The sequence below is a fragment of the Collinsella aerofaciens genome, assembly GCF_015556945.1.
Taxonomy (GTDB): domain Bacteria; phylum Actinomycetota; class Coriobacteriia; order Coriobacteriales; family Coriobacteriaceae; genus Collinsella; species Collinsella aerofaciens_AO.
Genome location: NZ_JADNNH010000024.1, coordinates 1 through 20,133, shown reverse-complemented (window position 1 = coordinate 20,133; position 20,133 = coordinate 1). Strand labels below are relative to the sequence as shown.

The following is a 20,133-nucleotide window of genomic DNA, read 5'->3' as shown; positions in this document are numbered from 1 at the left end:
GAATAGTTATGTTAGGAGCAGGAATGGAACAGAGGGTCCTCGGGGGAAGATACCTCCTCAAGGATAAGGTGGGAACAGGCGGCATGGCGACCGTCTACCGTGCACAGGACCAGGTCCTCGACCGCACGGTAGCCGTCAAGATTATGCTGCCGCAGTATGCTGGCGACGCAACCTTCGCCGCACGCTTTAAGCAGGAGGCCCAGGCAGCAGCCGGTCTCTCCTCCCCCTATATCGTGGGCGTCTACGATTGGGGCAAGGACGGCGACACCTATTACATCGTCATGGAGTACCTGCGCGGCACCGACCTTAAGAGCGGCATCAAGAGCCACGGCGCCCTCGACCCCAAGAAGGTCGCCCAGATCGGCTCGCAGATCAGCTCCGCGCTTTCGGTCGCCCACAAGCACGAGATCATCCACCGCGACATTAAGCCGCAAAACATCATGGTGCTGCCCGACGGCAACATCAAGGTGATGGACTTTGGCATCGCGCGCGCCAAGAACAGCCACCTCACGCAAGACAACAACGTGCTGGGAACCGCCCACTACGTCAGCCCCGAGCAGACCCGTGGTCAGGACCTCGGCCCCACCTCGGATATCTACTCGCTGGGCGTCGTGATGTATGAGTGCGCCACCGGCCGCGTCCCCTTTGACGGTGACGACGCTATCTCGGTCGCACTCAAGCAGGTCAACGAGCTGCCTATTCCGCCGAGCCAGATCAACTCCGGTGTCGACGCCGACCTTGAGCGCATCATCCTCAAGTGCATGGAGAAGGACCCGGCAAACCGCTTCCAGACCGCCGACGAGCTGCGTCAGGTGCTCAACAGCTACCTGTCGGGCCGTGCCGTCAACGTCTCGGAGCCCACGCGCATCATCGGTGCCCCCGGTGAACTGGGCGCCACCAAGACTCGCGAGCTTTCCGATCAGACGCGCGCCATGGTGCGTCCCGTCTCGGGCGTGAGCGGCCAGAATACCGCCCGTAGCTCGGTTTCGGGCTCCACCGGCTCCTACGAGGTCAAGGAGCCCAAATCCAACAAGAACAAGATCATCGCCGCCGTGGTGGCAGCGGTTGCCGTCATCGGCATCGTGGTGGCCTTTGCCACAGGACTCTTTGGCGGCGAGCAGGTCACCGTGCCCGACGTGCTGGGCAAGGACCAGCAGACCGCCGTCGAGCTGATCAAGGAAGCCGGCCTCGAGGTCGGCACCATCGACCAAAGCTACAACGACGATGTCGACGAGGGCAAGGTCGCCGAGCAGACACCCAACGGCAACACCAAGAAGACCAAGGGCACCAAGGTGAACCTGGTAATCTCCAAGGGCCCCAAGCCCTCCGAAAAGGTTGAGGTTCCCAAACTTGTCGGCCTGACCAAGGACCAAGCAGAAGCCGCACTGGCAAGCGTTGGCCTGAAGGGCAACGCCTCCGAGGAGGCCAACGAGGCTGATGAGGGCCAGGTCTTTGAGCAGGGCACCGAAGCCGGTAAGGAAGTCGCGAAGGGCACGACCATCTCGTACAAGGTCTCGAGCGGCCCGGATACCACGTCCGTCCCCGACCTGACCGACATGACCGAGGCCCAGGCGCGCAACGCCCTCGATATGGCAGGCTTTGGCGTCGACGTGAGCTACCAGGAGAACGACTCGGTTACCGAGGGCACCGTGATCAGCTGGAACCCCAGCGGCAAGCAGAAGCCCGGCGCCACGATTACCGTCGTCATTGCCAAGAAGTCCGGCAAGGCCACCGTCCCGGGCAACCTGTACGGCAAGAGCATTTCCGCCGCCGTTACCGCGCTCAACAACGCCGGTTTCTATAACATTGGCTTCTGTGACCAGAACGGCAATCCCGTGAGCGGTAACGAGGATGCCACCGTTACGGGCGTCTCCCCCACTGGCAAGCAGTCCACCGACAGCACGATCACGCTAACAGTCGCACTTTCTGGCTCGGGCTCTGGCTCTGGCTCTGGCTCGGGCACGGGTGACGATTCCGGTACGACCAACTAGTCGCCACCCCACCGCTCATCACGGCTTTCGCCGCAAACATATTCGCTCACAGGCGCCCGCTTGCTCCCCCAGCAAGCGGGCGCCTCGTTTTTGACATGGCATGAACCAGAAGAGCCAGGCACCGTAGCGGTACCGGGCTCGATATTCCTCTGGTGCCCCCGGGCGGATTCGAAAACTCCCCCCGCGGGGAAATGAGTGACGCGGGTGTCGACGGTTCGAATCCGCCGGCAGCTCCCACAAACCAGAAACGACGCCGCTCTCGCGACGCCGTCATAATCTTCTGGTGCCCCCGGGCGGATTCGAACCGTCGACACCCGCTTTAGGAGGTCATGGTCATTTACCTTACCTGGGCAAATGCAATTTTGCCCTATTATATATATTCGCAGGTAGATTAGCTATTTTTGAGTTTCTGCTGGTTCTTATTAGAATTCTATTTCACCCCTTTTTCACCCCTAGCAGTTACGGTAACGGCTTGCAGGGGTGAAAAGTTTACGTTAGGCTCGGGGCCGAGGCCCTCAAAGCCCCGGCCCCGAGCCTAACGTAATCCCCTTGGAGGACTCTTTTGGAAACCAGAATCAAACCAACCGCAAAGGGAACATCCGAACCCATCAAGGGAAAGCCCGGCTCATTCAAGATTTACTTCTCTCTTGGGAGAGACCCAAACTCCGGAAAGAACGGCAGCAAGGTTAAGTATCTCAAAACACCCAAGAGGACTATCCATTGCAAGAGCAAGAACCCAAAGAACTGGCCTAGCGAAGTCGCAAACGCCCTCAACGAGTACCGCGAGGAACTTGAGAGCCATGAACCATCTAGGGATGCCCCAAGCACCGTAGCGGCATATGCCGAATCTTTCCACGTGCTCCGAGAGGGCTCATTCGGCTCCCCTCTCTCTTATGAGCGAGAGGGATACGACGTGCGACACATACGAGAACTGTTCGGAGACGTGCCCCTAGCCGACCTGAGGCCCGACGATATTAAACGCGCCTACGCTGAGGCTCGTTCAAATGGAAGGTTCACCGACGCCGAGATTCGTCGTATTCACGTCAAGCTTAAGCAGGTCATGCAAGACGCCCTCGAGAACGAGCTGATAGACCGCAATCCCTGCATGGGCATCAAGCTTCCGAAACCGGACTTGCGGGCACGCAACTTTCTTCCCCCTGACGAGCTTCCACGGTTCACCGAATGCCTGCTTGCCGAGCCGATGGGACCCATGACGGTCTGCACCATGCTCATATTCCACCTTGGACTGAGAAAGGGAGAGGCGCTGGGCCTAAGCTGGCTCGATTACGACCCCAAGGCCATGGAGCTTCGAATCGTCCGCCAGTACACCAACGACAAAACCCTAAGGCCCCCGAAGTCAGAAATGAGCAGGCGCATTCTCTCTATAGATAAAACGCTGGCCGATTACTTGGATAAATGGAGGGACGTGCAACGCAACATATTCAAACGCCGTGGGCTAGAACGAAAGGACACCGATCCCATCGTTCACGCGCTTAGCGTTGAAAGGGATGCGATGGGCCTCCGCCGAATAAGCATAACCCGGCCAGAGGGGCACAACTATTCCCGATGGTTTAGGGACTTCTGCGTCGATAACGGCTATGGAACCTACAGCAATGTGACGAAGCAGTTCATGCGAGACGGCAAGCTTCATACGCGCGGCACTGGCTACTCAGGACTTGTTCCCCATGGCCTCCGTCACACCGCCGCGACCGCTCTCGTGGCGAGCAACGTCGATTTAAAGACCGTTCAGGCGCGAATGGGCCATGCCTCCGCAAGCACAACGGCTAATTTCTACACCCATGCAATCAGGGCCAATGACCGAAACGCAGCAGAAGTCTTTGAAAAGTTGAGTGAATCAGAATAGAGCCATGTTATATGGTGCACGTATTGTTATACTTGTTCTCACCTAAAGTGAGAGGAGGTTATCAATGGCATTGACCACCGCGAGCAGCAAGCTCCGTTCGACGATTCTGTTTAGCTCAAAAGAGGAGCAAGTCTTTTTCAAGCGCTCCAGCGCCGACCTAGCAGCCACAAGGGGGCTCACTCCCTCCGCGCTCTTGGCGAGACTCCCCATGGAGCAGCTGACTAGCACAGACCTCGGAAGATGGGCGGCGCAGCTCATCTATGCAGAAGATGGAAACTGTCTCGACGCCTTTGAGGCTATGTTCGAAGACTGGAGCGCCATCCAGCCCAAAAAGGACTGCCGCAACATCGTCAAAGGCTTCTTTGACTACTGTCATGAGGCTAGAGTCTGCATCGACACCGCTGACGAGCGCGTGCATCATCTCCGCTCGAATTGGGATAGCGTCTGTCTTCTGGCCGAAGAGGCTTCCAAGGCGCACGAGGACAGTCTCGACTTACGCATTCAGGCAAAAACCGGGCGCGAGCTTGAAACGCTCTTGCAAAACCCGACGGCGCTACTCACCATCACGCCGCTGCTCTCGTACATCATCAATCTGTGGGAGTGCATCAAGGATTACTCCTGTACCTATCGCGTTCTGCTCGATTTCGCCAACATGGGCGAGTCGTCACGCAAGGGGTACGTGGAGCCCACAGAGGCTCGAATTAGCCTCTTACACCTTATCGACGCTTACGAGGAAGGAGACGCCAACTAGTCGATAAGCCCGAATTACAAGCAAGCACCCGACTCCCCTCATTGTCGCCAAACATCGAAGAGGAGCCGAGCGCCCTAACAGAGGAGTTTATCATGCATTTTGCAGATGACCCCAAGGTTGACGCCATTTCCGCAGGCATCAACCTTCGCCGCACTGGCACCAAGCGTATCTTGAGCCGTCTTGATGTTCAGATTCTCATCGGCATTGGCCAGTCAAGTGCCATCCGGCTCATGAAGTCGACTCATCATTGCTTCCGCATCGCCAACCAGTATTTTGTCATGGAGGAAGACCTCTTCGACTACTTCAAAAAGCTCGCTGAAGAGGCGAGCGAGTGATGCAGTGCCCGACCTCCAACCTCCTCGTTTTCGAATCCGATAAGCTCGACGAGCATCTAAGCGCCCTTGAGGGCGACCAGCCCGTCGCCCACTTTGGCCTCAAGGCCCTCAACGACGTTCTCGGTGGCGTTTACCCCGGACTGAATTACGCCATCGGCACCGCACCCGGCAAGGGCAAGACGACCCTGGCCTTGCAGGAGGCCGACAAGCTCGCGGACGACGGGCACCCAGTCGTCTACGTCTCCGCCGAGCTCCCCGCGCACAAGCTCTTGGAAAAGAGCCTTACGCGGCTCAGCGGCACCGAGCTTGCCCTCTCCGAGGTCGCAGATGCGGCGGCGGAGAGCCACCCCAAGCACGTGGCCTTCGAAAACGCACTCGGCATGTACCGCGACCGCATCGCCCCCAATCTCTGCATCACCGGTCCGCTGAACACCGTCGAGCTCTCGAACCTCGTCGGACTGGTGGCACGCGAGCGCGACGAGGCCCCTATCGTCTTCGTGGATTATCTGCAGCTCCTGGCCTGCGGCACCACGGCAGACCAGCAGTTCATCGACGAGCGCCTGGCAATCACCGCATGCGTAAAGGGTTTGCGCGAAATATCGAACCTCTATGGCTCGCCCGTCATCGCCCTGAGCTCGACCACGCGCAAGTCCTACGAGTCTGGGAAGTCGACCAAGCCAAGCCTCGGCATGTTCGGCGGTTCCTCCGCCGTCGAATACGGCTTCGACTCTGTGCTCTACCTCGCCGATGACAACGGTAAGCCCAGCTTTCCCTATGAGCCTCCCGCAAGCGGAACTCCGCTCAAGCTCATTGCCCTCAAGAACCGTTACGGAATGTTGGCCGAGGCGCGGCTCGATTTCGACGGGGTCCATGCCACCTTCCTCGATAGGGATTAGGCGATGCGCGGCAATAGCAGGACCGCACATATAAACGTCAGGATGACCGATGAGGAGCGGGTCGCAATCGTGGCCCGCTCCTCCTCTTTCGGCATGCCCCCATCGACGTTCATGCGCGAGGCTGCGCTCAATCTCGGAGAGAAACCGGTCAAGATCGCCGACGAGTCGACCCTCCGGCAGATGCTCACCGAGATGAAGCGGCAGGGAAACAACCTTAACCAGGCCCAACGGGCCATTAACAAATACGGGGTCGACGGACAGACGGCACATCGGCTCTCGGAGGCCTTAAACCTCATAGCCCGCACGACCTCTCAACTCTCGGACCTTCTGTCAAAAACAAAGGAACAACCATGAAGACAAAGATACTCACGGCGCTCGTCACCTCAATTGTCCTCGCCGCGCTCGCCTGCCCGGTGCTCGCCTCCCCCATAGACCGCCTCGTCGCGGGGCTCCCGCTCGACGCGTCGCTCCTCCCCTCGGCGCTCGACGCAGCCACGGTTCTCGGCTGGTGGCTCTCGGGCTCATTCACCGCCTGCCCGGCGGGCACCGCCCTCACCCTCCTCCTCTCGCTCTGTGCATGCTCGCTCATCGCCTACTCAAGCGCCCTCAACGCGAGGGGCGAGGACGGCGGCGTGCTCGGGGACGCGCACGTGAAGACGGGCCGGGAGGTCGTGAGGGGCTCCGTCACATGGGATGGCTCGGCCAACCCCTCGTCGCGCGGGTTCGTCTACGGGTTCACCAAGCGGCGCGGCAAGCCCTGTTATCTCTTCGAGCCCAAGAAGATGATTTTCGTTTCCGGGGCCACTGGGTCAGGCAAGAGCCGCTTCCTCTACCTCCCCTCTATCGATTTGCTCTCGTACGGCGACGGCTCAAACGGCTCCGAGCCCGCGACCCTCGTCGTCTCCGACGTGAAGAACGAGCTCGTAGAGCTCACGGGCGACGAGCTGGCCCGTCGCGGCTACCGCGTCCTCCTGCTCGACACGCAGCATCCCTATCGCGGCCAGAGGTTCAACCCGCTCAGGCAGGTGCTCGACCTCCTCGCCGAGGGCCGGGACCAGGAGGCCGAGCAGGCGGCAGACGCCATCGCTGAGCTCGTGGTACAGGACGACGAGAAGGGCAAGGGCTCGCACTGGACCGCGTCCGCGCGGGGGCTCCTGTCCGCCCTCATCCTGCTGGTCTCCATGTCCGACAAGTGCCCCGAGGAGTCCAAGCACCTGGCGACCGTCTGCGAGGTGCTGGACCGCGGCACCGAGGCCGAGGGCGACGACCCGGCCGAACCATTGAAGTCCGTCTTTCGCGCCCTGCCGAGCGGGCACCCCGCGAAGAACAGGGCCTCGCAGTTCGTCTCCTCGGGCGGCAACGAGCTCAGGAGTATCCTCTCGACGCTCAAGGTGGCGCTCCGCCCGTTCTCGTCAGCCCCGGTCGCATGGATGACGTCCGGGTCCGACATCGACCCGCGTTCGGTCCTTGAGAACAAGAGCGCCGTGTTCCTCCACGTGCTCGACGAGGGCTCGCCCTACAACTGCATAGCGGCGATATTCCTCTCGCAGCTCTGGGCGTCCGTCCAGGCCGCCGCCGACTCCAACGGCGGCAGGCTCCCCCGCCCCGTGCAGATACTCGGCGACGAGTGGGGCAACCTCCCCCGCGTCGAGTGCCTGCCCGCCCTCCTTTCACTTGGAAGGGCGTTCCAGATTTACTGGACGGGGGCAACGCAAGATATATCCCAGCTTAATAAATACGGTGAGCGAGACGGGCGCAGGAAAATTCTCGCGAACTGCGGCGTCAAGGTCGCCATGAAGCTCGCCGAGGAGGAGGACCGCCGGTACTTCACCGAGCTCATAGGCAAGACCACCCGCCACACGCAGGGCACGAGCAGCAGCAAGGCGGCGTCGGGCTCGTCGGCCTCGACCTCCTACAGCGAGAGCGCCGACGATGTGGTGCACGCATGGGAGTGGCGCGACATGGCCCCGGACCGGGACGGGATAGTCGTCGTGAAACACGCGGACAACGGAATGCCCACCGAGCGAGCCGGGGTCTTCCGCTCACCCGTCACCGATTGCACTAAGACACCCACGAAGGAGCACTTCGACCTCGGGACTCCGGAGCACGAGACGGAGAAGCGCCGCGCTTATCAGAGGCGGCTGGACGAGGCCGCAGCCGGGAAGATGGGCGAGCGCGTCATCCCCTGGTGCCTCGAATGGCCCGAGCCGAAGAAGAAGGCGAAGGCCGAGCCGACCGGCAAGTTCAGCGGCCTCTCGCTCGACTAGGGAGGGCCCATGACGGCAATCAAGCAGACGAGCGTTTGCAGCGAGGGGCACCTCTCCCGGCTCAGGGACTACCTCTCATGGGACAGGGACAAGGCACTCGCGCACGACACCCAGAACATCATCGACGAAGACCGCTGGTTCCAGGAAATGACGGACACGAGGAGGGCCATGGGCCACGACAGGCCAGGGAAGGCGGGGGCCAAGTGTACCTACATGCAGCACCAGATACTCGGTTTCCTCCCCGACGAGTGCGACCTCAACGGCGGAAAGATGACGCCTGAAATGTGCATGAAATACGCTCGGGCCTATGTGGCCGAGCGCTATCCGAACCAGGAGGTCGTGATGGTGCTTCACCGCGAGCGCTGCCGCGCGGACGGCACCGACCGCTATGCCGTGCACCTCGGCATCAACCGCAGCGACCTTGAGACGGGCAGGAGGCTCGACGAGGGTCCCGCACGCAAGGCCGCAACCGCGAGGGTGAAGACCGTCCGCGCCTTGGACAAGAAGTATGGGCTCAGGCAGCTTGAGCGCGGCAAGGCCAACTCGCGCGTCCACGCGAGACAGCCGGGCAGGGAGGAACGCGACATGGCCCGCAAGGGGCAGGCCGAGCGCTCCGAGAACGCCCGCGTCCGCGTGGCGGTCGCCCGTCGCGTCGAGGAGGTCGGACGAATGAGGGACTGCCCCGACCGCATGGCCGAGCTCGACCGGCGGCTCAGGCGAGACGGCATCGAGCTCGCGAGGTCGAAGGGCGGGAGCCTCCAGTACCGCTTCTTCTCGAAGGCCCTCGGGGCCGTGCGGAAGGTCAACGGCGACAGGCTCGGCTTCGCGGTCGACCGCTCAACCGGCCTCGTCGTCCGCTTCACGCTGCGCGGGATAGCGACGGCGATGAGGGCGTTCTGGGAACTTGAGCGCAAGTCGTGGGAGAACCAGAACGGGCGAGGTGACTGAGCGCTTGGGCCGGGACGCAACAAGCGTCCCAGCTTATTATTGGCGGGAGCGACTTCGGAGCGGTTCGCCCTCCGCCGCAGGCGGCAAGATGATTCCGTGCAACGGAATCCATATCTTGCCTGCACGGAGCGAGCCAGTTGCCAAAGCAACGCGAGCCCGGGCAGGTGAGCGCCGGTTGAGCCGACGCCGAGGAGACGCGACCCATGGGGAGCGTCGCACGATGGCGCTCGGTGACCCGGCGCGAGAGGCCCCGCTCGGCGACCACGGCGGAGCGATGGCGACTTCTGGAAGCCATCGAGCGCAGCCGTTCGGCGGGCGGGGCCGGTGTGAGCGGAGGCGGACGAAACGCGACCCTGGGGAGCGTTGCCAGGGAGGCGCAGCGAGAGCGACGCCGTGCGTCGCGGGGGTCCCGCCCGTAAGCGGGACCCATCGGCCGCAAGGCCGATCAATGAGCATTAGAAAAAGCCCCGGCCATTTGGTCGGGGCTTTCCTTTCCTGAAATAGACGATTGCTTTGCTCTTTCAAGTTACTTCGTGGCACCGCAGGAAGAGCACTTATACCCAGTGGTCACGGTCTCATCCCATGCATCGCGCACCTGCACCTGCTCGTCATAGGCCGCTTGGTCGGTCACGGTTTCATAATACCCCTGCTTTACAGTCACATAGGTAGAGTGATAGCTTCCGCAATTACCACCATTCATAAGAGAGTTGTTAATATGCCCCCAAGGGTCAGACGTGATATCCGCACCGCACTGATTGCAGATGTAGTGTTCCTCTGTCACTGCGTCATGCCACACCTGATGGGTCACCGCATCGTGGTGGACGGTCTTGTATTGCGCGTCGTGATGGACAGTCTTGGTCTGGGCAACCCAGTTGTGCTGGTGCGCCGGGGTCTCATCTTTCTTCGATGAGCCACCCGAGTTCGAGCTTGAACCGGAGTTCCCGCTATTGCCGTCCGACTTGCTACCGGAACCGCCGTTCCCACTATCGTTTTTGGAGCCGCTGGAGGAATCGGAGTCATTCTTCTTATTATCGGAAGTGTCCGGCTTCTTCGCATCGGACTTGTCCTCTTTTGCCGTCTCCTGCGCCTTCTCGCTCTCCTTCTCGACGGCATCGGCATCGGCGTTCGGGTTCTTCTTGATGTTGTCCTCGAACTTCTTCACGACCTCGGCACCCTTGTCTCCGGTCAGAGTAGAATCGCCCTTCTTCACGGCTGCTGCAACGTCCTTGGCGATGGCGGTCAGGTCATCCTTCGTCACCTTATCCGCATCAACCTTGTTGAAAGTCACACCCGTGCTGGCCGTCTTCTTATCGGCCTTCCCGGCGGTAACCTTCTTCGATGACACCTTATAGATGGAACCGTCGGCGTTCACCGGTGAAATGAATGTGACGGTGTAGGTGCCGGACTTGCCGACCCTCACGGTCACCTGCTTGTTCGCGGCGATGGCGGTGTAGAAGTCTACTTCCCCGTCCTCATCCTCTATATGGGCGATGACGGGCGTGGAGGTGTCCGCATCCCAACCGTCAGCCTTTACCTCAAGGGTAAGCACCATGTCCTGTTCTTCATCGTCCTTTGCTTGGAACACCAATGGGACATTCGCTTTTCCTGTCCACCCGGCATGTGTGATGGCATACCCACCGCCGTCGATGAGGAGCGCCGCACAGAGGATTCCCGCACCAGCCACGCAGACCTGCTTACGGGAGAACTCGCGCCCGAAAAGCACGAGCGGCTTCCCCTCTTCTTTTTCCACTGCATCCCCGGAGACCATATCGTCCGTCACCTTCGGAATCTCCGTAACCACCATGGCTCCTTCCTGATTGCGATACTTCAGTATTTGCATTGTATTTCAAATTGTCACTTATATAGGTGTGACTTATATAGGGTTGGCTTGAATCATTGACACCGATGGATAGGAGGTGCCGATGACTGAGCTTGACCCCAAGATGCGCGTGGGGCTTCGCATTAAAGAATTGAGGGCTGAGCTTGGCATGAGTCAAGAGGCCTTCGCATATTCCATCGAGATGTCCCGCACCTATTTCGCCGAAGTCGAGACGGGCAAGCGAAACGTGTCTATTGAGAATATCGACCGCATAGCGAGGGGCCTCGGCGTTTCCCTGAAGGAGTTCTTCAACTCTGACCTCTTTGTCAAATAAGACAGAGTGCAAATCGAATTAGAACGAAAGAACAGACTTCCAACGTCGTCTAATGTCCAACGGGGCTTCAATAGCAATCAAAAGATATCAAAGGCTGCCGGAAACTGGCTCGCCCTACGGCAACGACAACCTAGGTTTTCAACGCTTTCCATAGCCGGAGGGTCCCACATCCAACCCGTAGGCTGTGGAAAGAGTTGAAAACCGGCCCTGAGGTTGGAACTCTGAGGTGAAATATGAAGTCGCGATGTTTTCACCCATAGAATGAACTTTCACCCCTTTTTCACCCCTCAGGGGAGTTTAACCCCTATCCATACAGAAACAGGTCAGACGATTTATACCGTCTGACCTGCGATTTTCCTGGTGCCCCCGGGCGGATTCGAACCGTCGACACCCGCTTTAGGAGAGCGGTGCTCTATCCCCTGAGCTACGGAGGCATGTTGTACTAGTGTAGCAGATTTGCGCCACTGCCATGCAGCGCATAGCCACTCTTCGAAGTTACGGTGGAACAGCCTTCCGGAAAGCGTGTCCCACTATCCAGACGAAATCTGGGACGGGCTTTCCGGATGGGGCCTCTCTAGGAAACTACGGCCCGGAATTTGAGCTCGAAACGGGATATGGTTTCCCAATTGAGCCTGTTCCGGAAACTGCATCCCAGAATAGGCGCTCAAACCGGGATGATATTTCCCCAACGACTACCCAACGACTAGTTGCCTTTGTGGAAGAGGTTTTTGATAACGGAGGGGATGCTCTTGGCGCCCTTGGCAGTCACATCGATAAAGTCGGGCGAACGCACGAGCTTATCCTCGTCGACGTACTTGCGCACAGCGCGCAGCGTCTCTTTGTCGTCGCGCGTCGAAAACGTAAAGTGACCGTTGTCCTTGGTGAAGATGGCAAAACGCGTAATCTTCTTGGTGCCGCGCAAGACCTCGGCGGCAATATAGTCGACCTCGTCCCACGGGATTTGAATATAATCCTCGGGATTGCGCTCGTTATAGTACTCAAACGCCTTATTGCCCACCATCACGTTACCGTGGCTGGTAAGCCCCATCAGGCAGGTTGCCGGCGTTGCCAGATCGACCGTGCTGTTCTGAGATTGCGCCATACGCGCCTCGCCCTCCAATAAAAACAATCGGACCGCATCCAGTGTACCCACCGGGTGCGGTCCGTTTCAATGGCTCAAAAGCCCTTGCCTAGCAATTCTCGGTCTTAAGCCGAAACGTGCTTACATGAAGCCGCAGAAGCGACCGATGATGCCGACGGCGAAGAGAGCCAGGATGATGACGATCGGGCTGACCTTCTTCTTGAGGAGCTTGCAGACCAGCAGGGTCAGGCACACGGCGGCAAGGCCGGGGATGAGCTGATCGAGGTTGGCCTGAAGCGTGGTGACCTTCACCTGATCAAGGGCGTTAGCACCGATGGAGTTATACATCGTCAGTGCTTCCTTGACACCCTCAGAACCGGAGGGCAGGTTAGCCCAGTCGATAAAGGCGCCAGCAGACTGCGTGACCTTGGAGACGACCGGGGTGAAGGAGATGGACACCCAGCGCTCGACCAGGGCGCCGATGATGAACATACCCAGGATGGATGCACCCTCGGTGACCTTGCCCATCAGACCGCCGGAGAGGTCCTTGGCGATGGAGGAGCCGACCTTGTAGCCAAACTCCTGCGTGTACCACAGGAAGGCGTAACGGATGATGTTCCACGCGAAGAAGAACAGCAGCGGACCGGCGATGCTGCCGGACAGGGCCAGGGAAGCGCCCAGAGCGCCCAGAATCGGGCGAAGGGTGAACCAGAAGGCGGGGTCGCCGACGCCGGCGAGCGGGCCCATCATACCGACCTTGACGCCCTGAATGGCGACGTCGTCAATCGGGGCACCGTTGGCGCGCTCCTCCTCGAGAGCGAGGGTAACGCCAATGACGGGGGCGGAAACATAGGGGTGGGTGTTATAGAACTCCAGGTGGCGCTTAAGAGCGGCAATCTGGTCATCCTTGCTGGTGTAGAGCTTCTTGATCGCAGGGATCATTGCGAAGCACCAGCCGCCGTTCTGCATACGCTCGTAGTTCCACGAGCCCTGAAGGAACTGATGACGGAAGCAAACCTTCTTGCGGTCAGCCTTGGTGAGCTGAATCTTGTTCTCTGCCATATGTATCACTCCCCTCCTACTCGTAATCGTTCAGAATGTCGCCGAGCGGGTCACCGGAGCCGCCGCCCATGCCGCCACCCTGCTTGGCCAGATCCTTAAGGCCAAGGTAGATGAGGGCAAGGGAGATGCCGATGAGGCCAAGGGCGATCAGCGTGAGCTGAGGGATGGCAGCAAGGACAAAGCCGAGGATGAAGAACGGCCAGGTCTCCTTGGTGGCCATCATGTTGATAACCATGGCGTAACCGACGGAAGCGACCATGCCGCCGCCGACAGCCATGCCGCCGGACAGCCAGTCGGGCATAGCGTTAAGCGCGTTGGTAACAGCCTCGGCCGGGATGATGCACAGAAGTACTGCCGGGATGGCGATACGAAGGCCCTGCATGAGGATGGCAGCGTACTGCCAGCGCTCGATGCCGGAGAAGTCGCCCTTCTCGGCGCAACCGTCCATGGCGTGAGCGATAGCGGTAGCCAGGGTACGGCAGATCATGGTCAGGAACAGACCAGCGACCGACAGCGGGACGGCGACGGCGATGGCGGCGGTAACGGCCTTGGCCGAATCGGTGGCGCCACCGTTGAGGGCGAGCACCATGATGATCGAAGAAGCGACCGAGGCCAGAGCGGCGTCAGGCGCGACAGCGGCGCCGACGTTAGCCCAGCCAAGGGCCATCATCTGGAGCGAACCGCCCAGGAGGATGCCCTCCTGAAGGTGACCGGTTACGAGACCGATAAGCGTGCATGCCACGAGCGGCTGATGGAACTGGAACTCATCCAGAATGCCTTCCATACCGGCAAGCAACGCGACAATCGCAACAAGCAGAATAGTGATTGCAGACATGTATCGGACCCTCCTTTACTATGCTTGAGCGGCCAGTTCGGCCTTAGCTTTCTTCAACATGGCGTCGAGATCCTCGGAGGAATCCGAAGGAACCTTGCGGACCTCGAACTTGACGCCCTTGGCCTTGAGGGCCTCGAGAGTCTTAACGTCGTCATCGCCCATGGCGACGGCGTTGGTGACGACGACCTTGCCCTTGGAGTGAGCCATGGAACCGATGTTGACTTCCTTGATGTCGACGCCGGCCTCGATGGCCTTGAGCAGATCCTGCGGGTTCTCGAAGAGCAGCATGGCCTTGGTGTCACCAAAGCGCGTGTCCTTGACGACCTCGGCCATCTTCTTGATGGGCACGACGTTGGCATGGACTCCCGGAGGGGCAGCCTGCTCGATCATGGTCTTGCGGAGCTCGTCGTGAGCAACGCCGTCGGAAACCACGATGATGCGGTTGGGGTTGATCTGCTTGGTCCACGTGGTGGCCACCTGACCATGAAGCAGACGGGTGTCGATACGGACGTGGGCAATCTTGATGTGCCCGTCGCCGATGACCGTTCCCGGAGGGATGGCGCCTGCAGGAGCAGCGGCGGCCGCAGCCGGCTTCTTCTCCTCGGGCTCCAGAGACTCGGGCTTGACGCGCACGCCAGCCTTAGCCTCAGTCACGAGATGTTTTGCGATCGCATGTGCAGTGTTCTTTGCGTCAAAGCGCTGCGAATATGCCTCGATGAGCATAGGCAGGTTGACACCGGTGACGATAGCCCAGGAATCATGGCCCTCGATGAGCCCGCTGATCTGGTTGAACGGCGTGCCGCCCCACAGATCAACGAGGAAGAGCACCTGCTCCTGGTCCTCGAAGGAAGCGATTGCTTCCTCGACCTTGGCACGGAAGTCGTCGGGGCCCATGCTCGGCTCGAGCGAGACCACGGCAACAGACGGCTGATCGCCAAAGACCATCGAGCCCGTCTGCTTGATTCCAGCTGCCAAGTCCCCGTGGCTAGCAAGAACAATACTTACCATCACATAACCTCCTTTTTGTCTACGTATTTCCTACACGACATGAAGGAAGTATACCTGTTTGGTTTGTGGAATTATAGCTAAATTCGCAAAAGGTTGGATTATTTGTTTAAACGTCTAAGTTTGTTACAAATTGATTACGTTACCGCTTTTTGACTCATTACACGCCAAGGCGTCGCACATCAAGCCATGCATTTTACAGATACAAACAGGCTGTTCATTAATATCGATTTTGGCAAGCGCGAATGCGCTTGCACTGCCGCTATTTTGTTTAAACAGACATGACTTGACTATTATCGTGACTTATGTTCTACGAAACCACTCAAAATAGTTGCGGTGGAATAGTTCTTGTTTAAGAGCCAGAAGGCTGGATTTAGGAACTATTTCACCGCAACTTATAGGGGGTCCTAGACGATGCGGAGGGGGTTGGCGGCGTCGACGGCGTCGGGGGCGTCAGAAGGGCCGTCGGGGGCGGCGTCTGCTGGATCCTCGTCGGGGGTCTCGATCTGTTTGATCATTACCTCTTGGCCCTGCAGCAAATAGGTCTCGCCGCTACCGCAATGGGGGCAGGTCTTGCCGTGCTCGACTGTCGCATAGTCAAGGCCGCACGCCCCGCAATGCGTCACGGCTTCGACAGGCTCCACGATAAGCTCCGCGCCCTCGGTGATAGGCTTTTTATCTGCTGCCCAGCGCCAAGCGTCGAGCAGCAAGTCGGGAACGACGCCCGAGACTTCGCCCAGCAGCAACGTCACGCTCGAAACGCGACGCACGCCATTGGCGCGCGCCACATTCTCGACATCGCGAATGATGTGATAGACGATTCCGAGCTCGTGCATTTATTTCCTTCCGCCGTTCTAACGAACGGCGGTCGGCTTGACGCTGCGCGAGCCCCAGACGGACGATCTGCCTTTCAATCGTCGGGCATGGGCAAAAGCCCTATGCCCTCCTCTTTCAAGGCACCTCGCCACGCCTGGGACTCGCTCGCTGTCTAACCGCTCTCTGCGCCGTTCTCCTGCTTGTTGCGTTTCTTACTTCTTCCCAAATTTAATCTTGATGGCGCGCTTGAGCGCATACTTGCCGAGGCTTGGGAGCTTTTGCTCGTATTTGACCATCGTTGAGCACTCGGGGCGGTCGCGGTCCAGATGGATGGCGTCAAACGCGCACTTGGTGGTGCACAGGCCGCAACCGATGCATTTGTTGGGGTCGACGATCGATGCGCCGCAGCCCAGGCAGCGGGCGGTCTCGGCGCGCACCTGTTCCTCGGTAAAGGTCTCGACATACTCGCTAAACGGCGCAGCCTTCTCGCGCTCGCGGTCCACGCGGGCAACCTCGCGGCTCGCGTTGTCGTAGCGCTCGATCACAACATCGTCGCGGTCGAGCGCGGTGTAGCGGCGCTGGTTGCGGCCGATGGTGAGCGTGGATCCCGGCTGCACAAAGCGATGGATAGACACGGCGGCCTCGTGACCGGCGGCGATGGCATCGATGGCAAAGCTCGGACCGGTATAGACGTCGCCGCCCACAAAGATGTCGGGCTCGGCGGTCTGGTAGGTCTGGGGATCGGCAAGGGCACCCTGGCCACGGCCAAGCTCCACCTTGGAGCCAGCCAGCAGGTCGCCCCACACAATGGACTGGCCAATCGACATGACCACGCGGTCGGCATCGACACGGCGCAGATCGTTCTCATCGTACTCGGGCGCAAAACGGCCCTCGTCGTCAAAGACGCGCGTGCAGCGCTTAAAGGTGATGCCACATACGCGACCGGCCTCGTCCAGGTGAACCTCCTTGGGGCCCCAGCCGCAGCTGATGTGAGCGCCGTCCTCAACGGCCTCGCGACGCTCCTCCTCGCTGGCGGGCATCTGGGCCTCGCTCTCCAGGCAGAACATCTCAACGTGCTCGGAACCCAGACGGCAGGCGTTGCGCGCGACATCGACAGCCACGTTGCCACCGCCCACCACGACGGTGCGGCCAGGCAGTGCGTCGATCTTGCCGCTGTTAACCTCGCGAAGGAAGTCGACGGCCACGGTCACATCCTCGGCATCCTCGCCCGGAATACCGGCAAGGCGGCCGCCCTGGCAGCCAATGGCCACGTAGAAGGCCTTAAAGCCCTGCGCGCGCAGCTCGTCGAGTGTCACGTCGCGACCGACTTCCACGCCATAGCGGAACTCAGCACCCATCAGGCGAATGACCTCGACCTCGGCCTCGACAACATCCTTCTGCAGCTTAAAGCTGGGAATGCCATAGGTGAGCATGCCGCCCGGGCGTTCGTTCTTCTCGAACACGACGGGCTTGTAGCCCTTCTCGGCCAGATAAAAAGCGCAGGACAGACCGGCCGGACCGGCGCCGATGATGGCAATCTTTTGGTCGAAGCCGCCAGCGCGCGTCGGCGTCACCACGGGTGGGACGTAGCGGGTCGCGGCGTCCAGATCGCGCTGAGCGATAAACTTCTTGACCTCGTCGATGGCCACGGCCTCGTCCACGCGACCGCGGGTACAGGCATCCTCGCAGCGGCGATTGCACACACGGCCGCAGATAGCGGGCAGCGGGTTCTCGCGCTTGATGAGTGCCAGTGCCTCGTCATAGCGGCCCTGCGCCGCAAGCTTTAAGTAGCCCTGAACGGCAACGTGAGCAGGGCAAGCCGTCTTGCAAGGCGCGGTGCCGGACTCGTGCGTCTCGATGCGGTTATCGTTGCGGTAGTTGGGCGACCACTTGGTGTGATCCCACTTGGTGGCGTCGGGCAGCTCCTGGCGTGGATACTCGGGCACCTGTCCGCCCGCCTTTTTGCTGCAGAGCTTTTGGCCGAGCTTGGCGGCACCGGCCGGGCACACCTCAACGCAGCGACCGCAGGCAACACACTTGTCCTTCTCGACCTTGGCGACATAGGCCGAGCGCGACAGGTTGGGCGTGTTGAACAGCTGAGAGGTGCGCAGGGCATAACATACGTTAACGTTGCAGTTGCAGATAGCGAAGATCTTGTTCTCGCCGTCGATGTTGGTGATCTGGTGCACAAAACCGTTGTCCTCGGCCTGGCGCAGGATGTCGTAGACCTCGTCGCGCGTCACGTAATGCCCACGGTCGGTCTCGACCACGTAGTCGGCCATATCGCCCACGGCGATGCACCAATCGGCCGGGTCGTCGGCGCAGCCCTCTCCCATCACGCGACGGCTCGCGCGGCAGCTGCAGGTGCTGGCGGCATATTTACCCTCGTATTTGTCGAGCCAATGCTCGATATGCTCGATCGGCACCGAGGTGCTCGAAGCATCGATAGCCTTCTCGACCGGAATGACATGCATACCGATGCCGGCGCCTCCGGGCGGTACCATCGGCGTGGCTTTGGACAGCGGTCCCTTGGACGCCTGCTCAAAGAACTTGGCAAAGACCGGGTGCTCCTCGAGCTGGCTCACGCGCATGTTGAGGAACTCGGCAGAACCCGGCACCAGCATGGGCAGCACCCACTGCTTGGCGCGCTCGGGGTTTTCCCAGTTGTACTCGAGCAGACCCGTGTAGCTCATGTCATCGAGCATCTTCTCGATATCGGCCTCGGGCATGCCGGTGAGCTTGACCATCTCGGGCAGCGTATAGGGACGGCGCATCTTCATCTTGCAGAGCACTTCGGCCTGCTCGTCGGTTGCGGCCTCGGCAAACGACCAATACTCGTAGCCCAGCAGCTCGTCGCGATGCAGCAGACGGTTGGTGCAGTGCTCGCACAGCTTGACGATTGCCTCGCGCGGATGCTCCGGCAGCGGCGGCACGAACTCCGAACCGATATCGGGCTCGGTGTAGCTAATTCCCGGTCCGTTGAGAATCATGGTTGTCCCTTCTCTTGCCGCAGCACGACGAGGCCGCAGCGCCCCACTTTTTGCAGGCCGGGCATGCCCCCATGCCGTTCACCCGCCATTGTTGACATTGTGTCAAAAATAGTATTGACGAACCGTCAACAATATTCAAGACTGTTAGGCGAACGGTCAGGCAAAAGAGGATGAAAGGCAGCAAGCGCATGGGCGATAACACAGTGAACATCTCTGTGGCCGACGCCGTCCCCACGACCGACAGCGCGGCAAAGCGCTTGACGGGCGACGAACGCCGTCGCGAAATCCTCGCCGCCGTGCGCACCGTGAGTTCCGAGCTGGGCGTGTCGCATCTATCTGTCTCGGCCGTGACCAAGCGAGCCGGCTGTACGCGCTCATTGTTCTACCACTACTTTGCCGATATGGACGCCGCCGTCACCGCTGTTATGGACGAGGCGATCGACGGTTTTATCTCCGAGCTCGAGCAGTGGAACGCCGGCCGCACCGTCGGTGATATCGAGGGCGCGCTCGACACCGTCGCCCCGCTCTTTAAGCGTCTGGTCGCCAGCGGCCACGAGCTGCCGAGTACGCTCACCTCGAGCAGCGGCGCGCTCTACGGCGGCTTTTTGCACAACGTGGTCCAACGCGTGGCGCAGTATATCTGCGACACCACCGTGGTGGATTTTGTCGCCCATCATGAGCTACGCATCGACCATGTCTACGAGACGTTCTACACCCTCATCATGGGGTTGTTGATGTATATCCGCACGCACCCCGATGTGCCCGACGAGACGGTCAAGGAAATCATCGCCTCGACGCTCCACATCGAGGGCTATACCGCCAAGTATCCGGAGCGCAAGCCCCAGAACTGACGACATTTGGCCAAACTGCCCGCGATCAGAAGAGGGGCCGCGGGCGTGTGAAAGGAGAGCAGCATGCTGTTCGATGTTTGGGGTAGCGATACCCTTATCCACTGGGCCGGCTGGGCCATGGTCTTTATTGGCCTGATCGTGCTCAACGAGGTCGGCCGCCGCACCAAGCTGGGCGCGGCCATCATCTTTGGCGTGGCTCCGCTGGCCATGAGGTAGTGTCGAGAAAGTTGGTGTAAGGGCCCTTGCGGCCCCTGTGTCCGATATCCGGAATCAGTTGATATCCTAGGC

At 60.1% G+C, this 20,133-nt stretch carries 18 protein-coding genes and 1 tRNA gene; 11 read left to right on the top strand and 8 right to left on the bottom strand.

The genetic code is table 11. The features are described 5' to 3' along the window. Window positions 1-23 precede the first annotated feature (23 nt). The 8 genes from pknB (at window position 24) to I2F59_RS07510 (ending at window position 9,052) form a co-directional block, all read left to right on the top strand. Window positions 24-1,991 carry a Stk1 family PASTA domain-containing Ser/Thr kinase gene (gene pknB / locus I2F59_RS07545; RefSeq protein ID WP_195503747.1) on the top strand — a complete coding sequence of 656 codons (1,968 nt, stop codon included), beginning with the start codon at window positions 24-26 and terminating at the stop codon, window positions 1,989-1,991. Window positions 1,992-2,553: 562 nt separating this feature from the next. After that, window positions 2,554-3,855: a tyrosine-type recombinase/integrase gene (locus I2F59_RS07540; RefSeq protein WP_138113843.1), complete on the top strand. Its 1,302-nt coding sequence runs from the start codon at window positions 2,554-2,556 to the stop codon at window positions 3,853-3,855. A 64-nt stretch (window positions 3,856-3,919) separates the two neighbouring features. Next, window positions 3,920-4,606, top strand: coding sequence for a hypothetical protein (locus I2F59_RS07535; RefSeq protein ID WP_138113841.1), 687 nt, complete (start codon window positions 3,920-3,922; stop codon window positions 4,604-4,606). Window positions 4,607-4,698: 92 nt separating this feature from the next. Continuing rightward, entirely contained in the window at window positions 4,699-4,941 is a 243-nt protein-coding gene (locus tag I2F59_RS07530) for a hypothetical protein (protein ID WP_138113839.1), read from the top strand. Beyond that, window positions 4,941-5,837 (top strand): DnaB-like helicase C-terminal domain-containing protein, encoded by an 897-nt coding sequence (locus I2F59_RS07525; RefSeq protein ID WP_195503746.1) that lies wholly within the window; start codon window positions 4,941-4,943, stop codon window positions 5,835-5,837. Before I2F59_RS07530 ends, I2F59_RS07525 begins: the two co-directional genes overlap by 1 nt. Window positions 5,838-5,840: 3 nt before the next feature. Beyond that, window positions 5,841-6,191 (top strand): plasmid mobilization protein, encoded by a 351-nt coding sequence (locus I2F59_RS07520; protein WP_138113835.1) that lies wholly within the window; start codon window positions 5,841-5,843, stop codon window positions 6,189-6,191. After that, window positions 6,188-8,104 carry a type IV secretory system conjugative DNA transfer family protein gene (locus I2F59_RS07515; protein ID WP_195503745.1) on the top strand — a complete coding sequence of 639 codons (1,917 nt, stop codon included), beginning with the start codon at window positions 6,188-6,190 and terminating at the stop codon, window positions 8,102-8,104. Before I2F59_RS07520 ends, I2F59_RS07515 begins: the two co-directional genes overlap by 4 nt. A gap of 9 nt (window positions 8,105-8,113) precedes the next feature. Continuing rightward, a complete protein-coding gene (locus I2F59_RS07510) occupies window positions 8,114-9,052 on the top strand; it encodes a relaxase/mobilization nuclease domain-containing protein (protein ID WP_195503744.1) in 939 nt (312 codons plus the stop codon). A gap of 526 nt (window positions 9,053-9,578) precedes the next feature. Here I2F59_RS07510 and I2F59_RS07505 read toward each other — a convergent pair. After that, complete coding sequence (locus I2F59_RS07505) at window positions 9,579-10,853, bottom strand: hypothetical protein (RefSeq protein WP_229065393.1); 1,275 nt, start codon at window positions 10,851-10,853, stop codon at window positions 9,579-9,581. A gap of 121 nt (window positions 10,854-10,974) precedes the next feature. On the opposite strand from I2F59_RS07505, the gene I2F59_RS07500 reads away from it, so the two are divergent. Beyond that, on the top strand, window positions 10,975-11,205 hold the full coding sequence (locus tag I2F59_RS07500; RefSeq protein ID WP_138113825.1) for a helix-turn-helix domain-containing protein: 231 nt from the start codon (window positions 10,975-10,977) through the stop codon (window positions 11,203-11,205). Window positions 11,206-11,563: 358 nt separating this feature from the next. Here the strand turns inward: I2F59_RS07500 and I2F59_RS07495 are convergent. The 7 genes from I2F59_RS07495 to I2F59_RS07465 all read right to left on the bottom strand — a co-directional run bounded on the left by I2F59_RS07495 (window position 11,564) and on the right by I2F59_RS07465 (window position 18,994). After that, a tRNA-Arg gene (locus I2F59_RS07495) sits at window positions 11,564-11,639 on the bottom strand. Window positions 11,640-11,908: 269 nt separating this feature from the next. Further along, window positions 11,909-12,307 carry a DUF956 family protein gene (locus I2F59_RS07490; RefSeq protein ID WP_006235193.1) on the bottom strand — a complete coding sequence of 133 codons (399 nt, stop codon included), beginning with the start codon at window positions 12,305-12,307 and terminating at the stop codon, window positions 11,909-11,911. Between the two features lie 120 nt (window positions 12,308-12,427). Continuing rightward, on the bottom strand, window positions 12,428-13,348 hold the full coding sequence (locus I2F59_RS07485) for a PTS system mannose/fructose/sorbose family transporter subunit IID (protein ID WP_195503742.1): 921 nt from the start codon (window positions 13,346-13,348) through the stop codon (window positions 12,428-12,430). A 16-nt stretch (window positions 13,349-13,364) separates the two neighbouring features. Further along, the gene (locus I2F59_RS07480) at window positions 13,365-14,183 is read right to left on the bottom strand and encodes a PTS mannose/fructose/sorbose transporter subunit IIC (RefSeq protein ID WP_055285302.1); all 819 of its coding nucleotides are present in this window, start codon (window positions 14,181-14,183) and stop codon (window positions 13,365-13,367) included. 18 nt (window positions 14,184-14,201) lie between these two features. Next, entirely contained in the window at window positions 14,202-15,191 is a 990-nt protein-coding gene (locus I2F59_RS07475; RefSeq protein ID WP_006235196.1) for a PTS sugar transporter subunit IIB, read from the bottom strand. A gap of 404 nt (window positions 15,192-15,595) precedes the next feature. Continuing rightward, window positions 15,596-16,024, bottom strand: coding sequence for a hydrogenase maturation nickel metallochaperone HypA/HybF (locus I2F59_RS07470; protein ID WP_195503741.1), 429 nt, complete (start codon window positions 16,022-16,024; stop codon window positions 15,596-15,598). Between the two features lie 192 nt (window positions 16,025-16,216). Further along, on the bottom strand, window positions 16,217-18,994 hold the full coding sequence (locus I2F59_RS07465; RefSeq protein ID WP_172676301.1) for an FAD-dependent oxidoreductase: 2,778 nt from the start codon (window positions 18,992-18,994) through the stop codon (window positions 16,217-16,219). 188 nt (window positions 18,995-19,182) lie between these two features. Between I2F59_RS07465 and I2F59_RS07460 the strand changes: the two genes are divergently transcribed. Together I2F59_RS07460 and I2F59_RS07455 are read left to right on the top strand one after the other, a co-directional pair. Next, window positions 19,183-19,845: a TetR/AcrR family transcriptional regulator gene (locus tag I2F59_RS07460; protein WP_055285393.1), complete on the top strand. Its 663-nt coding sequence runs from the start codon at window positions 19,183-19,185 to the stop codon at window positions 19,843-19,845. A gap of 63 nt (window positions 19,846-19,908) precedes the next feature. Then, on the top strand, window positions 19,909-20,061 hold the full coding sequence (locus tag I2F59_RS07455; protein ID WP_195503760.1) for a DUF5692 family protein: 153 nt from the start codon (window positions 19,909-19,911) through the stop codon (window positions 20,059-20,061). Window positions 20,062-20,133: the final 72 nt, after the last annotated feature.

Bases quoted from the DNA above. Each gene is read 5' to 3' on its own strand.
- pknB (WP_195503747.1), top strand. From the start codon at position 24: ATGGAACAGAGGGTCCTCGGGGGAAGATACCTCCTCAAGGATAAGGTG.
- I2F59_RS07535 (WP_138113841.1), top strand. From the start codon at position 3,920: ATGGCATTGACCACCGCGAGCAGCAAGCTCCGTTCGACGATTCTGTTT.
- I2F59_RS07530 (WP_138113839.1), top strand. From the start codon at position 4,699: ATGCATTTTGCAGATGACCCCAAGGTTGACGCCATTTCCGCAGGCATC.
- I2F59_RS07525 (WP_195503746.1), top strand. From the start codon at position 4,941: ATGCAGTGCCCGACCTCCAACCTCCTCGTTTTCGAATCCGATAAGCTC.
- I2F59_RS07520 (WP_138113835.1), top strand. From the start codon at position 5,841: ATGCGCGGCAATAGCAGGACCGCACATATAAACGTCAGGATGACCGAT.
- I2F59_RS07515 (WP_195503745.1), top strand. From the start codon at position 6,188: ATGAAGACAAAGATACTCACGGCGCTCGTCACCTCAATTGTCCTCGCC.
- I2F59_RS07510 (WP_195503744.1), top strand. From the start codon at position 8,114: ATGACGGCAATCAAGCAGACGAGCGTTTGCAGCGAGGGGCACCTCTCC.
- I2F59_RS07500 (WP_138113825.1), top strand. From the start codon at position 10,975: ATGACTGAGCTTGACCCCAAGATGCGCGTGGGGCTTCGCATTAAAGAA.
- I2F59_RS07490 (WP_006235193.1), bottom strand. From the start codon at position 12,307: ATGGCGCAATCTCAGAACAGCACGGTCGATCTGGCAACGCCGGCAACC.
- I2F59_RS07485 (WP_195503742.1), bottom strand. From the start codon at position 13,348: ATGGCAGAGAACAAGATTCAGCTCACCAAGGCTGACCGCAAGAAGGTT.
- I2F59_RS07480 (WP_055285302.1), bottom strand. From the start codon at position 14,183: ATGTCTGCAATCACTATTCTGCTTGTTGCGATTGTCGCGTTGCTTGCC.
- I2F59_RS07475 (WP_006235196.1), bottom strand. From the start codon at position 15,191: ATGGTAAGTATTGTTCTTGCTAGCCACGGGGACTTGGCAGCTGGAATC.
- I2F59_RS07470 (WP_195503741.1), bottom strand. From the start codon at position 16,024: ATGCACGAGCTCGGAATCGTCTATCACATCATTCGCGATGTCGAGAAT.
- I2F59_RS07465 (WP_172676301.1), bottom strand. From the start codon at position 18,994: ATGATTCTCAACGGACCGGGAATTAGCTACACCGAGCCCGATATCGGT.
- I2F59_RS07460 (WP_055285393.1), top strand. From the start codon at position 19,183: ATGGGCGATAACACAGTGAACATCTCTGTGGCCGACGCCGTCCCCACG.
- I2F59_RS07455 (WP_195503760.1), top strand. From the start codon at position 19,909: ATGCTGTTCGATGTTTGGGGTAGCGATACCCTTATCCACTGGGCCGGC.